Here is a 13,635-nt window from a genome sequence, read left to right on the forward strand (position 1 = left end):
CAGGGGTATTGGTACTACCTTTCGTCTGGATAAATATGAACTCAGCGCCCGACTTCTTATATATATAAGGTATACATAAGGATGTGGACGTTCATAATAATCAGAAAGGTATGAACAGACCAACCAAAGAAGTAACAAGGAGGGGCAGGCATGGCTAACTGGATAACCCTCAAACAACTGTCGGAAAAACGCGGTATTGCCGAATCCGACCTCCGCACATGGGCAAACTTGGGATATATCGCTTCATCGAGGATAGAGAACGTCCTAATGATTGATGACGAAAGCCTGGCCCAATATCTTGATGTTCACCAGACCAAAGATTTAGGTGAGAATTATCTGGAAAAGATCATCAAAGAAAAGGAACTGGAACGTGAAAGTACTCCTCTCACAATGTGACGACGAACTATTTCTATTGAAAACCCAGAAACTACACCAACCGCTTTTCCATATCCTCATTCAGGAACTCGGTCAGTTGATTACGGACGATCACGAACGGGAAATATTCCTTTCCGTCTCCAGTGGCGAACCCATCGCACGGGTGGCGAAACGTAACAAAATGACGTATGCACGAGTGGCGACTAACTATAGTTCCATCCTCCGGACTCTGGGCGAACATAAGGGGCGAATCGCCACATTTCGCAGTCGGACGATGGAACTGATGTTCGATAAATGCAATACGGTCACACCCGTAAATACTCCCCTATCAAACCTTGTCGGCGCGCATGCCTATAATGTTTTATATGGAGAGATGGGATTCAGGACAGTACGCGACCTTCTGCAATACACCACCCAGAACGGATGGCAAAGCCTGAGACGCTTCAAGGGCATGGGACTGGTTACGTATAAGAGTGTGATGAACGCACTAAGGGATGCCAACTTCATCATTGTCCGCAAAGACGGAAACATCGAGCTGTCACCAGAGATCGCTGCGCTGGTAATATAAAAAAGATAGAACCGAGTATCCCGAAGGGAATTGAGCCAGACACAAAGTACCCTTTTATCAAAATGATAATCCAAACGCTTCAGATTCGCTTTTTCCCGTACAAAGTACCAAGGATGGGCAAAAATCGCCGTATTTTCGCATCAAGAGAATACCGTTGGAAACCAATACATCAATTACGAGAACAAAAGGATACCTATTTTGCATTATCGTTTAACAACAGAAACAAAAACCAATAAAATATCATATTCTTATCAATCATCAACCTATCACTCTACGAAAGCAACCAGAGAAATAGGACCACTGTTTTCACTCCCAAACAAGAACAATATATGTAATGGAAGAAAACATATAGAGATATTGGGCAAAACTCTTATTCATTTTTGAAAAACGCAACCGTCTTTCGGAGCAAATGCTTACTTCTTTTAGTCGAAATGCCGGCTCTTCAAAGTGAAAACGCCGGCTCTTCCTCCTCCCAAGCCCGGCTTTCCGGGCGAAGAAGCGGAAAGTTCCGGGACATTCTCTCCTATATGGGCAAGAAGATGAAAAGGGATAGTTAGCGGAAAAGGCCATTAGCCGTCTTTTTGATTCCGAAAACGTTTTATAGATATCAATTAGGCAAATGAAATTAATTCTGAACGGAACCTTATTCGCTATCAATTAATTTATTATCTTTGTATTCATACTAAAAAAACAAGACGCATTATGAAGGAGTCTAAAAAATACAAGCAACAAGAAGAGGAAACAACCAAAGTATCCGAACCGGTAGTAGCTTACAATAGTATGGCTTATCTTGAATTGGAAGCAGAAAAAGCAGAATTGATCCGGACTATTGCCAATATAGACAGCAAAGAGATCATCGACAAAGTGAAGCAGAAACTTCACGATGTGCTCGGTTTGAGAGAGAAAACTGCTGTTAAGAAAGCAGCTCCCTGCCAGCTCACAGAAGATGAAATTAAAGAAGAAATAGAACAAGCAATAGATGAAATACAACAAGGACAAATCATCAGCAGCCAAGAAATGCACACTACTTTTAAACACTATCTATTATGATGAAGATAGCATGGACAATTCAAGCACAAAGAAGGGTTATTGAAATTTTAGAATACAGCCAACAAGAGTTTGGTAACAAAGCAACCGATCGCCTGGCAAGAACCATTGAACAAAAAACATTGCAACTAATCAATAACCCATTCCGAGGAACTGTAGAACTGATACTTGCCAAAGAGAAAAAGATTAGCTGCCGATACTTACTCGTAAATCCTTATAAAATTATATATTATGTAGATGAAAAGGAAGAAAGCATATACATCGTAACTTTGTTCCATACTCACCAACATCCTTCAAAGTTGGACAAAGAAGTCGAATTATAAAGACGGCATTCACTTACATTTTCTGAACAAACCTCCCCCCTCGTCTGTTACAAGGACTCATAAACCTAAACCGTAACAGACGTATGGAAAAAAAGAAAATACCGGTCGCGCTGATGATAGCGGCAGGAATACTCTTATACAGCAACACCGTTCTGGCGCAAAGCCTCCCTCCCACGCGGGAAACTTCGCAGCAGCAACTCAGCTTTGATGAAGCGTTGCAACTGCTGCACAAGGGCAACCAAAGCCTCAAGATAGCCGACAAAGGTATCGACATAGCCCGTGCCGAACGGGGAAAGCTCAATGCCTTCTGGATGCCCAGCCTGCAATCGACGGGCGCATTTGTGCACCTTTCCGAAAAGATCGAAGTGAAACAACCCCTTTCCCAGTTCACCGATCCGGCCAAAGACTTTGTACATACCATCCTGCCGGATGATAAGATCATATCGTCCATACTCGACCAGATTGGCACGAACACACTTATTTTCCCGTTGGCGCCGCGTAACCTGACCACTGTAGACCTCACCGCCGAATGGGTGCTCTTTGCCGGAGGCAAACGTATTCATGCCACCAAGATAGGCAACACAATGATAGACCTCGCCCGTGAAAACCGGGCACAGGTAGACGCCACGCAGCGCACGCTGCTTGCCGAAAGCTATTACGGCCTGCGCCTGGCGCAGGAAGTCGTCAGTGTCCGCCGGGAATCGTACCAGGCACTGAAGCTCCATTACGAGAATGCGTTAAAGCTGGAGGCCACCGGCATGATAGACAAGGCGGCACGCCTCTTTGCCCAAGTCAACATGGACGAGGCACTGCGCGAGCTGGAAGCCGCCCGCAAGGAAGAGGCCGTGGTGCAACGTACGCTGAAAACCCTGCTCAATCTGGAAACAAGCGGAGACATCACACCTTCCTCTCCCCTGTTTATCAACGATACCCTACCTCCCAAGATGGAGTTTTTGCAGGTGGTAGGCATCAGCAACTACCTGCTCAACCAACTGAACCTTCAGGAACACATGGCCAAGCAACAGGTCCGGATAGACCAGAGCGGCTATCTGCCCAATATCGCCCTCTTCGGTAAGCAGACGCTTTACTCTCATGGCATACAAAGCAATCTGCTGCCTCGCACCATGGTCGGCATAGGTTTCACCTGGAACCTTTTCGACGGACTGGAACGGGAGAAGCGGATCCGGCAATCGCGCCTGACCCAACAGACTCTCGCATTGGGGCAGGAGAAAGCACGTGACGATCTTTCCGTCGGAGTGGACAAACTGTACACCGGTCTGCAAAAGGCACTCGATAACGTGCGGGCACTGAACACTACCATCGAGTTGAGCGAAGAATTGGTGCGGATGCGGAAAAAAGCCTTCGCCGAGGGAATGGCAACTTCAACAGAAGTAGTAGACGCAGAAACTCTGCTATCGAAAACAAAGGTGGCCAGACTGGCAGCCTACTACGAGTATGACGTAACCCTGATGAATCTGCTGGCACTGTGCGGCATACCGGAACAATACTCGAACCTGCAAAATAATCAATAAAACAATAATAAAGAGATGGAGAAGTCAGAATCTAAAAAAGGCAGAACCTTAAGCATCGCCTTCATCGCCGTACTTGTGGCAGTAGCCTTGTTCACTGCCATCGGAATGATTGCCATGCGCCGCCAGCCCCTGATCCTGCAAGGTCAGGCCGAAGCAACCGAAATCCGTATCAGCGGCAAACTGCCGGGACGCATCGACACCTTCCTGGTGGACGAAGGCGAGTGGGTGAAACAGGGTGATACGCTGGTGGTCATCAACAGTCCCACCGTAGAGGCGAAATACCGCCAGGTGGACGCATTAAAGCAAGTGGCTGTAGAGCAAAACAAGAAGATAGATGCCGGAACCCGCCGGCAAATCATAGCTACGGCGCAGCAACTGTGGAACAAAACCCAGAGTGACCTGGCACTGGCACGGACAACGTATAACCGCATCCTCACCTTATACAAGGACAGCGTGGTCACCTCTCAACGCAAGGACGAGGTAGAAGCCATGTATAAAGCGGCTCAGGCAGCCGAGCGTGCGGCCTACGAACAATACCAGATGGCAGTGGACGGGGCGCAGAGTGAAGATAAAGCTTCGGCCCGCTCCATGGTAAACGCGGCCAACAGCACGGTCGATGAAGTTTCATCACTGCTGGTGGATGCCCGCCTGATTGCGCCGGAAGACGGGCAGATAGCAACGATCTTCCCAAAACGGGGCGAACTTGTGGCACCGGGCACTCCGATCATGAATTTGGTAGTGATGGACGACGTGCATGTCGTTCTCAATGTAAGGGAGGACCTGATGCCAAACTTCCGCATGGGAGGTACATTCATTGGAGACGTGCCGGCCCTCGCCGAAAAGGGAATCGAGTTTAAAATCTACTATATCAGTCCGCTGGGGAGTTTTGCCACTTGGAAGTCGACCAAACAAACAGGAAGCTACGACTTACGGACTTTCGAGATCCACGCCCGCCCTACCCGGAAAGTGGAAGGGTTGCGTCCGGGGATGTCGGTATTGGTGGAGATCAAATAGAGAATAGAAATGAATACGATTCACCACAGAGGACACAGAGGGCACAGAGTTTAAATTTTCTGTTTATAGAATATTAAAGAGAAATATATATTTTCTCTGTCCCTCTGTGTCCTCTGTGGTGAATCAAACTCAAAAACCAATCATTATGCAACAATCCCCTATCACCCGTGTCGTACAACGTGAGTGGCGACGGATGACCTCACGGCGCCTTTACTTCGGCGTCTGCCTGGTGCTTCCGCTATTCACGCTTTTCTTCATGGCTACCATATTCGGCAACGGACAGATGGAGAACATCCCCATCGGCATTGTCGACCAGGACAATACGGCCACCTCGAGGGATATTACCCGGCGGATGTCTGCCGTACCCACCTTCCGGGTGGTTCGTCACTTCGTCGACGAAACCGAAGCACGCAAAGCGGTACAGCAGAAAGAAATATATGGTTACCTTTCCATTCCTCCACGCTTTGAGCAAGATATGATATCGGGACAGGACGCTACGCTGAATTATTATTATCACTATGCACTGCTCTCAGTGGGAGGCGAGCTGATGGCCGCCTTCGAAAGCTCGCTTGCTCCCGTAGCCCTCTCACCTATCGTGATGAAGGCCGTGGCACTGGGCGTAAACGAACAGCAGATAGAAACCTTCCTACTCCCCGTACAAGCCAACAATCACCCGATTTACAATCCATCGCTGGACTACTCGGTCTACCTGAGCCAGCCCTTCTTTTTTGTACTCTTCCAGGTGCTGGTACTGCTTATCACGGTATATGCGGTGGGGAGCGAAATCAAGTTCCGTACGGCCGGCGAATGGTTACAGGCGGCCGGGGGTGACATCACGATAGCCGTTATCGGCAAGTTGCTGCCTTATACACTTATTTTCAGCCTGATCGGCATACTGGGCAACTTTGTCATGTTCGGCATCCTGCACATACCTTTTCAAGGGAGCTGGTTGCTACTCAATGGAATGACGGTACTTTTCATTATCGCCACCCAGGCACTGGCTCTGTTCATCTTCTCCCTGTTTCCTGCCGTGGCAATCATCATCAGTATCGTATCCATGGTCGGATCGCTGGGGGCTACCTTGTCCGGCGTCACCTTCCCGGTACTCAACATGTATCCGTTGGTGCGAGACGCCTCTTATCTGTTCCCCGTGCGCCATTACACCGAGATTACACAAACCATGCTCTACTATGGTGGCGGATTCATCCACCTATGGCCTTCGGCAGTGATACTTTGTATCTTCCCGCTATTGGCATTGGCGATGCTCCCCCACCTCAGACGAGCCATAATCAGTCGTAAATATGAAAATATCCGGTAAACTATCGCAGATTTCCTTCATCATCACACGTGAATTCCGTGCCATCAGTACCAGTTATGCCGTACTGTTGGTGCTGATGGGAGGTATCTTTGTTTATGGGCTGCTCTATAATTATATGTATGCTCCCAACATCGTGACCGACGCTCCCGTAGCAGTTGTCGACAACTCGCACAGCAGCCTTAGCCGCCAATACATCCGTTGGCTGGACGCCACGCCGCAAGTAGCCGTCTATGCACAGGCAATGGACTACCGGGAAGCCCGCGAATGGATGAAAGAAGGCAAAGTGCAAGGCATTCTGTATATTCCGCATGATTTCGAAACCCGCGTCTTTCAAGGACGGGAAGCAGTGTTCTCGCTATACGCCACCACAGATGCCTTTCTCTATTTCGAGGCGTTGCAGGAAGCCACTTCACGCGTATACCTTGCCCTCAATGATGCCCACCGCATGGATGGTGCCGTATTCCTTCCTCCGCAGGGACTGCTTGCCGTAATGATGGCTAAACCTGTCAACATAGCAGGCACGGCACTCTATAACCACACCGAAGGGTATGGCTCCTATCTGATTCCGGCTGTCATGATGGTCATTATCTTTCAGACATTGCTGATGGTCATCGGTATGCTGACGGGCGACGAATATCAGCACCGTGCCACAGAGCCGTTACTTCCGGCATTCAGGACGACCGGTAAAAACGGGCTTTGGGGAGCGGCAACGCGCCTTGTGGCGGGAAAAACATTTGTATATTGCGGGCTTTATGCGATCTTTTCCATGTTCCTGCTCGGGCTGTTACCCCACTTCTTCAGTATCCCCAACATTGGGAACGGACTGTACATCACCGCCATGATGGTGCCTTACCTGATGGCAACCTCTTTCTTCGGGTTGGCCGCCTCGCGTTTCTTCACCGATTCGGAAGCCCCACTGCTGATGATCGCTTTCTTCTCGGTGGGACTGATTTTCCTGTCGGGAGTCTCCTATCCGTTGGAGCTGATGCCGTGGTATTGGCGTATGATGCACTACATCATCCCGGCCGCACCCGCTACTCTCGCCTTCGTCAAGCTGAACTCGATGGGGGCCGATATGGCAGACATACAACCGGAATACATTACCTTATGGATACAGGCCGTTGTTTATTTCGGACTTAGCGTGTGGGTATACAAGAAGAAACTGGAAGCGTAAACCAGAAGCGCGAGCCCTTCCCCAATTCGGAAGTGACGCCGATACGTCCGCCCATCTTTTCGATAATGCCCTTGCACAAAGGAAGGCCGAGGCCCGTACCCTGTACGAAACTGTCTACTTTCATAAAGCGGTCGAAAACTGCCGTCTGATTCTCAGCAGAGATACCGATGCCGGTATCTTCTACAAACATTTCAAGCTGCCGGGCGGCATCGATCTGGTAACCGATGGTGATAGTGCCCCGGTGCGTAAACTTAATCGCATTGCTCACGAAATTGGTAATCACCTGGTTCAAGTATCCGCTGTCGGCGTTGAACCAGGCATCGAGCGGTGAGTCTTCATCGATCCGTAACTCTACTCCTTCGGGTACTCTATCCTTCATCTTCTGTAGCATCATGGCACAGAACTGATAAAGATAAACAGGCTTCGGCACATACTCAAACGAACCTGCATCGATCTTAGAAAGGTCGATGATATCGGAGAACAGTTGCAGGAGCAATACGTTGTTTTTCTGTATGGTCTGGCGGAACTCTTCCTGCTCCGCCGGATCGTCCACTGTCATCAGAAGGTCGGAAAAACCGACAATGGCATTAAGCGGCGTACGTATTTCATGGCTGATATTTGCCAGAAAAGCGGACTTCAACCGGTTGGACTCTTCCGCTTTATCGCGGGCCGCCCTGAGCTCTGCCTCTGTTTCTTTCTGGACCGTTATGTCATAGTTCACCTCTACTAATTCCAGTCTCGGATCGGGCGACTGGTAGGCAGTCACCATGGAAGATTTATGTATCCAGTTCCATTCGTCCGAACCCTCTGCCCGGCGGATACGCAGATCACCGTCAAAGAAACGTTCCGTACCCGCTTTGGCCTTTTCATAGAAATCGAGTACCAACTTCCGGTCATCGGGGTGCATGTACGAAAACACACCGATAATATCCGTCAGCGGCGTGTCATGGCTTTCACCCAGATTCCTGTACCACTGGCGGATGGCGTATCCGGTGTGATCCAGCAGGTTGATTTTCGCATATCCCACCTTGGAATAGTCGGAAATAATAGAGAAGAAGTTCTCAAAGTCATGCACTTTGCTCAGTGCATTATTGCGTTCGGTATTATCTATATTCATCAGCAGATAGTTCGACAGATTCCCTTCCGCATCATAGAGCATCAGGCTCCGCACATCAAGATCGGCCATCCCTCTCCGTTCCGACCGGAAGAGCCTGCGTTCTTCGTCGAAGTTATAATGCAAATGAAAACTGCCGGGACAGCCGGCTTGAAGGCTTTCAAGCATATCCTGAGTCACATTGGGACTCTCAAACAGGCTCAGGCCGATGATCCGGTTCTTGTCTGTTACTCCGAATATCTCGAGGTTCCGGTTATTGCAGTCCAGCAACACGCCCTCCTTATTATATAGCTCGAGACCGACCGGAATGTTGTTGAATATATCGTGAAACAACTTATCGCTACGTTGGCTCCATACGCACTGATAACCTTCTGTCTCCGGGTTTTCTATCCGTTGGCTATATCCGGTAGCAATCAGCTGTCCTTCTTCATTTTCCTCTTCCATGCTCAGTGCGCAGTGCATCCAGAAGATGTTACCGTGGCTGGAAGATACGGGAAAGGTCTGTTCGAATACTCCTTTTTGGGGAATGGACATGAATTCGTCCATAATGCGTTTGCGATAGTCCCGGCGTACGGTGGACATTAATTCGTCTATGCTCAACAATTCACTGCTGACTTCCAGCGCCTTAAGCAGGGTTTCCGCAATAAGGCATTGTCCTGTGTTAAAGTTCACTTCCCACCATCCGATTTGTGCATCGGCACAAATCTTATTCAGTTTGGCTACATTGTCCAAAGGAGTTTTGCTAATCATTATGTTTGCTTTGTTTTGACAGAATTTGGGATAGGCCCCTTATTTTTTCTTTGTCTTATATGCGAACGACTGCCAGCGCTCTTCCGGCCAGTCCTGTTGTTGCATGTCATAGCGTGCCATAACAAAAAACAGGTCGGACAAGCGGTTGATAAAGCTCAGGATTTCTTCCGGGACGGCATCTTGCCGGTTCAAAGTCCAAAGACGGCGTTCTGCTCTTCGGGCAACTGTGCGGGCAAACTGCAATTGGGCAGAAACCGGTGTGCCTCCGGGCAGCAGGAAATAACCATTCTCTTTCAGCTCGGCCGTCATCGCATCCATTTCCTGCTCACAGAAGGTTGCCAGATGAGGTGATAGACTGTTCGGGTTCTTGTCGCGAATGGCCGACGGGGTCGCTACATGACTCATAACCACCATCAACTCCTGCTGGAGGGTATGCAGCAACCTTTGCCAATCATGTGTTTGCGGAAGCAATGAACGGATGATGCCGATCACCGCATTCAATTCATCGATGGTTCCGTTTGCTTCAATCCGGATATCGTCTTTTTCTACCCGTTCTCCACCATGAATACCGGTTGTTCCCCGGTCGCCGGTCCGTGTATAGATTCGTTTCATTATTCAAATAATTTAAGTAAATCAATCTCTCCCCAGTATAGATGCGTGTAACTGGCTATCACGTTTTTGTATCGGAACACAGGTGTACCGACAGGTATTCCCTTGGCATTGTATGCCTGAGTGACAGACTCCGGCAGTTCTTCCGTCTTCGGTTCGAATTGCGTATAGTGGAACTCGTGGCCGCGAAGATGCTGTCCGTTATAATCGAAAGACCGATACCCCAACGTCAAACGCCTATCAGCTTTACGGCTTGAAATATAGAAAGGAAATACCCCTGTTTGCGGTCCGGTCGCAATCCCCGGATGTTCCGGCCGGTCGAAGAGAATACCTTTAGAAAGGTAAATCATCCCTCCGCATTCGGCAAGCACGCGCCCGCCCGCCTCTACATAGTTACGGACAGACTGCATTCTTCGCCAAGCCCGACTCAGCCGGGTATGACATTTCTCCGGATAGCCTCCGGGAAGATAGAGCAGATCGGTTCCTTTCGGCAACGGACGATTGTGTTCAGGATTGAAAAAGGTAACGGTTCCCAAACGGCGAAGTATATCCAGATGTTCCTGATAGATGAAAGAAAAAGACTCTGCACTGCATGCCACGGATATTTTTAAATCTCCTTGTCGGAAAGTATCCGGAGTAGAAGGTATGGGGGCAGGAAGCATTGTCTCTTCAAGCAGGCGGGTATAGTCGATGTGTGTTTCCATTAAGGCGGTCAACTCCTCAAGTGCATCCGTCCCTCCCGAACGGCTGAAGTCCAACCCCAAGTAACGGGATTCCTGCACCAGATTCTCCCGCTTAGGCAAATATCCTAAACAGGAAATACCCAATTCGCTACATACTTCCTGTAGCATTTCGTAATGACGGGGAGACCCTACACGGTTAAAGATAACTCCCGCTATTCTTATCTCAGGACGGAAATGAAGGAAACCCGAAAGCAGAGGAGCCATCGAGTAGGCCGCCGACTTGGCATCGACTACCAATACGACGGGTAAATTCAGCAAGCGGGCTATTTCGGCCGAAGAACCCCGGTCACGGTCATATCCGTCATACATGCCCATCATCCCCTCCACAATACAGGCATCGGCCCCTGTGGCATAGCGGGCATAAAGTTCCCCCACATGCTCTGCCGAAGCCATAAAGGTATCCAGGTTAATGGAAGGACGCCCGCAAACTGCCGTATGATATTTGGTATCGATATAGTCGGGCCCGCACTTGAAAGGTTGTACTTTCAACCCTTTCTTTATCAATAGTGCCATTAATCCGCGACTGACCGTTGTCTTTCCGCTGCCCGAAGAAGGGGCTGCTATCAGAAACTGAGAAATCATCCTATACTCCATATTGTCAGTTTTTATCCTGCAAAGATACGGATATTTCTCTCTAAGGGTATATCTTTGTCTGTAAAAATGCGCTATGGCTGCTGGGTCGGCACCAGTTCCAGAAACATGGTCGTGGTCAGTAAAATCCCGATAGATACGCAGACAAGAATAAGTAACCAATTAATATATTTTGCTTTAGGCTTGGTATCGGCATGCAGATTGTTGAGGAAATACTCCCGGAAAAAGAGGTATAATGCGGGAATCGTTGCACTGGCCAGCAAAAAATCTTCCGGAATATTAAAGAAGTAAGTTTTCGACAAACCGATAAGAGACCAATGGCACAGGAACAATACCAGAAACATATTCACTTTGCGCGAGAATAACAGAAGCAGACCGATGGTGAAAACGGTTACCGAGCAAGGCATCACCGGCGATGTAATGCCGGGAAAAGCAAGTCCCCTTGCGACAGACACCAAAGGATATACGAATGGCAAAGCCAACAGCACGTACGAAAGCATATCGTATTTATGCGTACGCTCAAAAGTGGTATATCCGGTGACGGCATCCCACACCCATATCGTAGCCATAACAATCCAAAACACAGCCAATGCCCCGTTATAGCTGCGCTCGTCACAACAGATGGCATAGTATGCGATGGCAATCCACAAATACAGAAAAACCATATACAGTTTCATGCCCATCTTCACCCATGGACGGGGATTCTTTATTAGCATCACTGTCAGCAGCAAGCCGGCAACAATGATCAGCAACTGATAGATCCAGGTAGCAGAATTATAATACGCAATAGTTTTCCAGAATATCTCCATAAAATATAGATTCTTATTAAACAGATTAATTTATTAATGCCGCGTCAGGGAAAATGCTTTGTGAGGAAACAGGAACATGGGGAAAGTGGCTCCCACCGCCAACATAAAGATAACGGTACAGGTCACCAGTCCGTTGGCAAAGAATGTCTCCATGTATTTACCCAGCCGCTCCGGCTCGTTCATTGTTTGCAGACTCATAATCAGTGAAAACACCATGTTATAAGCAAACTTACCCGGAATCATCGGAAGCAATGCCGGTATATAGAGTACGGTCATCGGGCAATATACTTTCTGCCCGAGCCACAAGCTGCCGAAACCGATAATCAATGCTCCGAACAAAGAAGCCGTAGCAATATCCACCCCCAGAAAAGTCATCAGGCAATAACGGCAGGCATGTCCGGCAGCCGCAAGTAACGCAATCATCTTGAAAGCCCGCAACGGCGGATCGGATATAGCCCCAAAACCAATACCCGCAATTGCGGCAAAAAATCCATCGGAAAGAATATCTAAAGCTATCATATCAAACTGTTTTTAACCATTAACAATGTAAACGAAAGACCTATCGCAATGCTGACAATCAGCAGGGCAGCCTCCGTCAACCGGGCAAATCCCGTGAGGATATATCCTTCTACAATATCGATCACACCATTGATCAGCGGCACGCCCGGTACCAGATAAAGCACGCTGGTTGCAAGGGCTATCTCAGAGGTAGTGTCAAAAATAAGTGCCGTCGACGCACATAATGACGCAACAAAAGCGGAAACAATAAAAATGATATAATGATTTATTTTCTTCTTCTGCATCTGTTGCTTCAGGAAAAGTCCCGTGATAGTAGCCGAAAAGACAATGCTCATAGAAACGATATCACCACCAAACAACTTACAGAACGAAGCATTGGCGAATCCAACCAGCAAAAGCACAAACAACGGATCTATTTTCGGTGCCGATATAATTTTATTGAACTTGTCCGCCAACTCGTGTAAAGGCAGATGCTTGTCATAAACCTCCCAACTCAAAGCACTCAATTCAGAGTTGTGTTCAAAACTGATCGGATGGGCAGGAATATCAATTACTTCGTTACAAGCCTCACGCGTTTCGTTATCAATAATGGTCAGGATAATGTTTTTATGAAAAACACTCAACTTCACATCCACCCCATAGGCTTCTCCGATACGCTTCGAGTTACGGATGACACGTGAGGTGTGCACACCTGCTCCCATCAGATGGGCCGAATATCCGGCAATGAACTTGGATATGGAAATCAAAGATTCATTTGTAGTCATAATGCTCACTTTTTAAAATCGGCCGCAAAAGTACAAAAAAGATAGGAAAGAGAGACATGATGCAACCTTTCATTTTATCCAAATCTTGTTTCGCACCGCTTTCCTGCTTCCATTCAGCATCTTCCATCATTGACATTTTGACATTCTGTCATCTTGTATTTTCTATGTGGCTTGTAGCGCATTTTTCGGAGTCTGTCCCAGGCCTCTCCGGAAAAAGTGCCGTATTTACAATTCTCCAAAAACAAAAGAACATTCGTGAACATATCTTCCAAGCAAATTAAAATATATCCACTGCATTCTGTAGCATAAAGCATATAAATAACTGATATTACAATCCAAACGATTAATCCGGCCGAGCATCGAGACGGAGTCAACCAGCGTAAGA

At 48.0% G+C, this 13,635-nt stretch carries 14 protein-coding genes; 8 read left to right on the forward strand and 6 right to left on the reverse strand.

The annotated features are described in order from the left end of the window. Window positions 1-150: 150 nt before the first annotated feature. From DBK98_RS23360 to DBK98_RS16305, 8 genes are all read left to right on the forward strand, one after another. Window positions 151-396: a hypothetical protein gene (locus tag DBK98_RS23360; protein ID WP_239650962.1), complete on the forward strand. Its 246-nt coding sequence runs from the start codon at window positions 151-153 to the stop codon at window positions 394-396. Beyond that, window positions 371-943 carry a DNA-binding protein gene (locus tag DBK98_RS16275; RefSeq protein WP_239650961.1) on the forward strand — a complete coding sequence of 191 codons (573 nt, stop codon included), beginning with the start codon at window positions 371-373 and terminating at the stop codon, window positions 941-943. The genes DBK98_RS23360 and DBK98_RS16275 overlap by 26 nt, the downstream gene beginning before the upstream one ends. Window positions 944-1,645: 702 nt before the next feature. Continuing rightward, the gene (locus DBK98_RS16280; RefSeq protein WP_005777955.1) at window positions 1,646-1,993 is read left to right on the forward strand and encodes a hypothetical protein; all 348 of its coding nucleotides are present in this window, start codon (window positions 1,646-1,648) and stop codon (window positions 1,991-1,993) included. Beyond that, window positions 1,990-2,313: a type II toxin-antitoxin system RelE/ParE family toxin gene (locus DBK98_RS16285; RefSeq protein ID WP_032537084.1), complete on the forward strand. Its 324-nt coding sequence runs from the start codon at window positions 1,990-1,992 to the stop codon at window positions 2,311-2,313. The genes DBK98_RS16280 and DBK98_RS16285 overlap by 4 nt, the downstream gene beginning before the upstream one ends. Window positions 2,314-2,396: 83 nt before the next feature. After that, on the forward strand, window positions 2,397-3,845 hold the full coding sequence (locus DBK98_RS16290) for a TolC family protein (protein ID WP_005806329.1): 1,449 nt from the start codon (window positions 2,397-2,399) through the stop codon (window positions 3,843-3,845). Window positions 3,846-3,860: 15 nt separating this feature from the next. Further along, entirely contained in the window at window positions 3,861-4,859 is a 999-nt protein-coding gene (locus DBK98_RS16295) for an HlyD family secretion protein (RefSeq protein ID WP_005806331.1), read from the forward strand. Window positions 4,860-5,004: 145 nt separating this feature from the next. Then, on the forward strand, window positions 5,005-6,177 hold the full coding sequence (locus tag DBK98_RS16300) for an ABC transporter permease (protein WP_032537085.1): 1,173 nt from the start codon (window positions 5,005-5,007) through the stop codon (window positions 6,175-6,177). Beyond that, entirely contained in the window at window positions 6,161-7,351 is a 1,191-nt protein-coding gene (locus tag DBK98_RS16305; protein WP_032537086.1) for an ABC transporter permease, read from the forward strand. The genes DBK98_RS16300 and DBK98_RS16305 overlap by 17 nt, the downstream gene beginning before the upstream one ends. Here DBK98_RS16305 and DBK98_RS16310 read toward each other — a convergent pair. The 6 genes from DBK98_RS16310 to DBK98_RS16335 form a co-directional block, all read right to left on the reverse strand. Next, complete coding sequence (locus DBK98_RS16310) at window positions 7,314-9,218, reverse strand: ATP-binding protein (protein ID WP_080714610.1); 1,905 nt, start codon at window positions 9,216-9,218, stop codon at window positions 7,314-7,316. The genes DBK98_RS16305 and DBK98_RS16310 overlap by 38 nt on opposite strands. 36 nt (window positions 9,219-9,254) lie before the next feature. Continuing rightward, window positions 9,255-9,827 (reverse strand): cob(I)yrinic acid a,c-diamide adenosyltransferase, encoded by a 573-nt coding sequence (locus DBK98_RS16315; protein ID WP_032537088.1) that lies wholly within the window; start codon window positions 9,825-9,827, stop codon window positions 9,255-9,257. Beyond that, window positions 9,827-11,161, reverse strand: a complete 1,335-nt coding sequence (locus DBK98_RS16320; protein ID WP_032537089.1) for a cobyrinate a,c-diamide synthase — start codon at window positions 11,159-11,161, stop codon at window positions 9,827-9,829. Before DBK98_RS16320 ends, DBK98_RS16315 begins: the two co-directional genes overlap by 1 nt. Window positions 11,162-11,232: 71 nt before the next feature. Continuing rightward, on the reverse strand, window positions 11,233-11,967 hold the full coding sequence (locus tag DBK98_RS16325; RefSeq protein ID WP_005806344.1) for a DUF6064 family protein: 735 nt from the start codon (window positions 11,965-11,967) through the stop codon (window positions 11,233-11,235). A 33-nt stretch (window positions 11,968-12,000) separates the two neighbouring features. After that, entirely contained in the window at window positions 12,001-12,486 is a 486-nt protein-coding gene (locus tag DBK98_RS16330) for a threonine/serine exporter family protein (RefSeq protein WP_005777972.1), read from the reverse strand. Continuing rightward, a complete protein-coding gene (locus DBK98_RS16335; RefSeq protein WP_033572612.1) occupies window positions 12,483-13,250 on the reverse strand; it encodes a threonine/serine exporter ThrE family protein in 768 nt (255 codons plus the stop codon). The genes DBK98_RS16330 and DBK98_RS16335 overlap by 4 nt, the downstream gene beginning before the upstream one ends. Window positions 13,251-13,635: the final 385 nt, after the last annotated feature.

The sequence above is a fragment of the Bacteroides sp. PHL 2737 genome, from assembly GCF_004115325.2.
Lineage (GTDB): Bacteria > Bacteroidota > Bacteroidia > Bacteroidales > Bacteroidaceae > Bacteroides > Bacteroides hominis.

Bases quoted from the DNA above. Each gene is read 5' to 3' on its own strand.
- DBK98_RS16325 (WP_005806344.1), bottom strand. From the start codon at position 11,967: ATGGAGATATTCTGGAAAACTATTGCGTATTATAATTCTGCTACCTGG.
- DBK98_RS16320 (WP_032537089.1), bottom strand. From the start codon at position 11,161: ATGGAGTATAGGATGATTTCTCAGTTTCTGATAGCAGCCCCTTCTTCG.
- DBK98_RS23360 (WP_239650962.1), top strand. From the start codon at position 151: ATGGCTAACTGGATAACCCTCAAACAACTGTCGGAAAAACGCGGTATT.
- DBK98_RS16335 (WP_033572612.1), bottom strand. From the start codon at position 13,250: ATGACTACAAATGAATCTTTGATTTCCATATCCAAGTTCATTGCCGGA.
- DBK98_RS16285 (WP_032537084.1), top strand. From the start codon at position 1,990: ATGATGAAGATAGCATGGACAATTCAAGCACAAAGAAGGGTTATTGAA.
- DBK98_RS16280 (WP_005777955.1), top strand. From the start codon at position 1,646: ATGAAGGAGTCTAAAAAATACAAGCAACAAGAAGAGGAAACAACCAAA.
- DBK98_RS16290 (WP_005806329.1), top strand. From the start codon at position 2,397: ATGGAAAAAAAGAAAATACCGGTCGCGCTGATGATAGCGGCAGGAATA.
- DBK98_RS16315 (WP_032537088.1), bottom strand. From the start codon at position 9,827: ATGAAACGAATCTATACACGGACCGGCGACCGGGGAACAACCGGTATT.
- DBK98_RS16295 (WP_005806331.1), top strand. From the start codon at position 3,861: ATGGAGAAGTCAGAATCTAAAAAAGGCAGAACCTTAAGCATCGCCTTC.
- DBK98_RS16305 (WP_032537086.1), top strand. From the start codon at position 6,161: ATGAAAATATCCGGTAAACTATCGCAGATTTCCTTCATCATCACACGT.
- DBK98_RS16300 (WP_032537085.1), top strand. From the start codon at position 5,005: ATGCAACAATCCCCTATCACCCGTGTCGTACAACGTGAGTGGCGACGG.
- DBK98_RS16330 (WP_005777972.1), bottom strand. From the start codon at position 12,486: ATGATAGCTTTAGATATTCTTTCCGATGGATTTTTTGCCGCAATTGCG.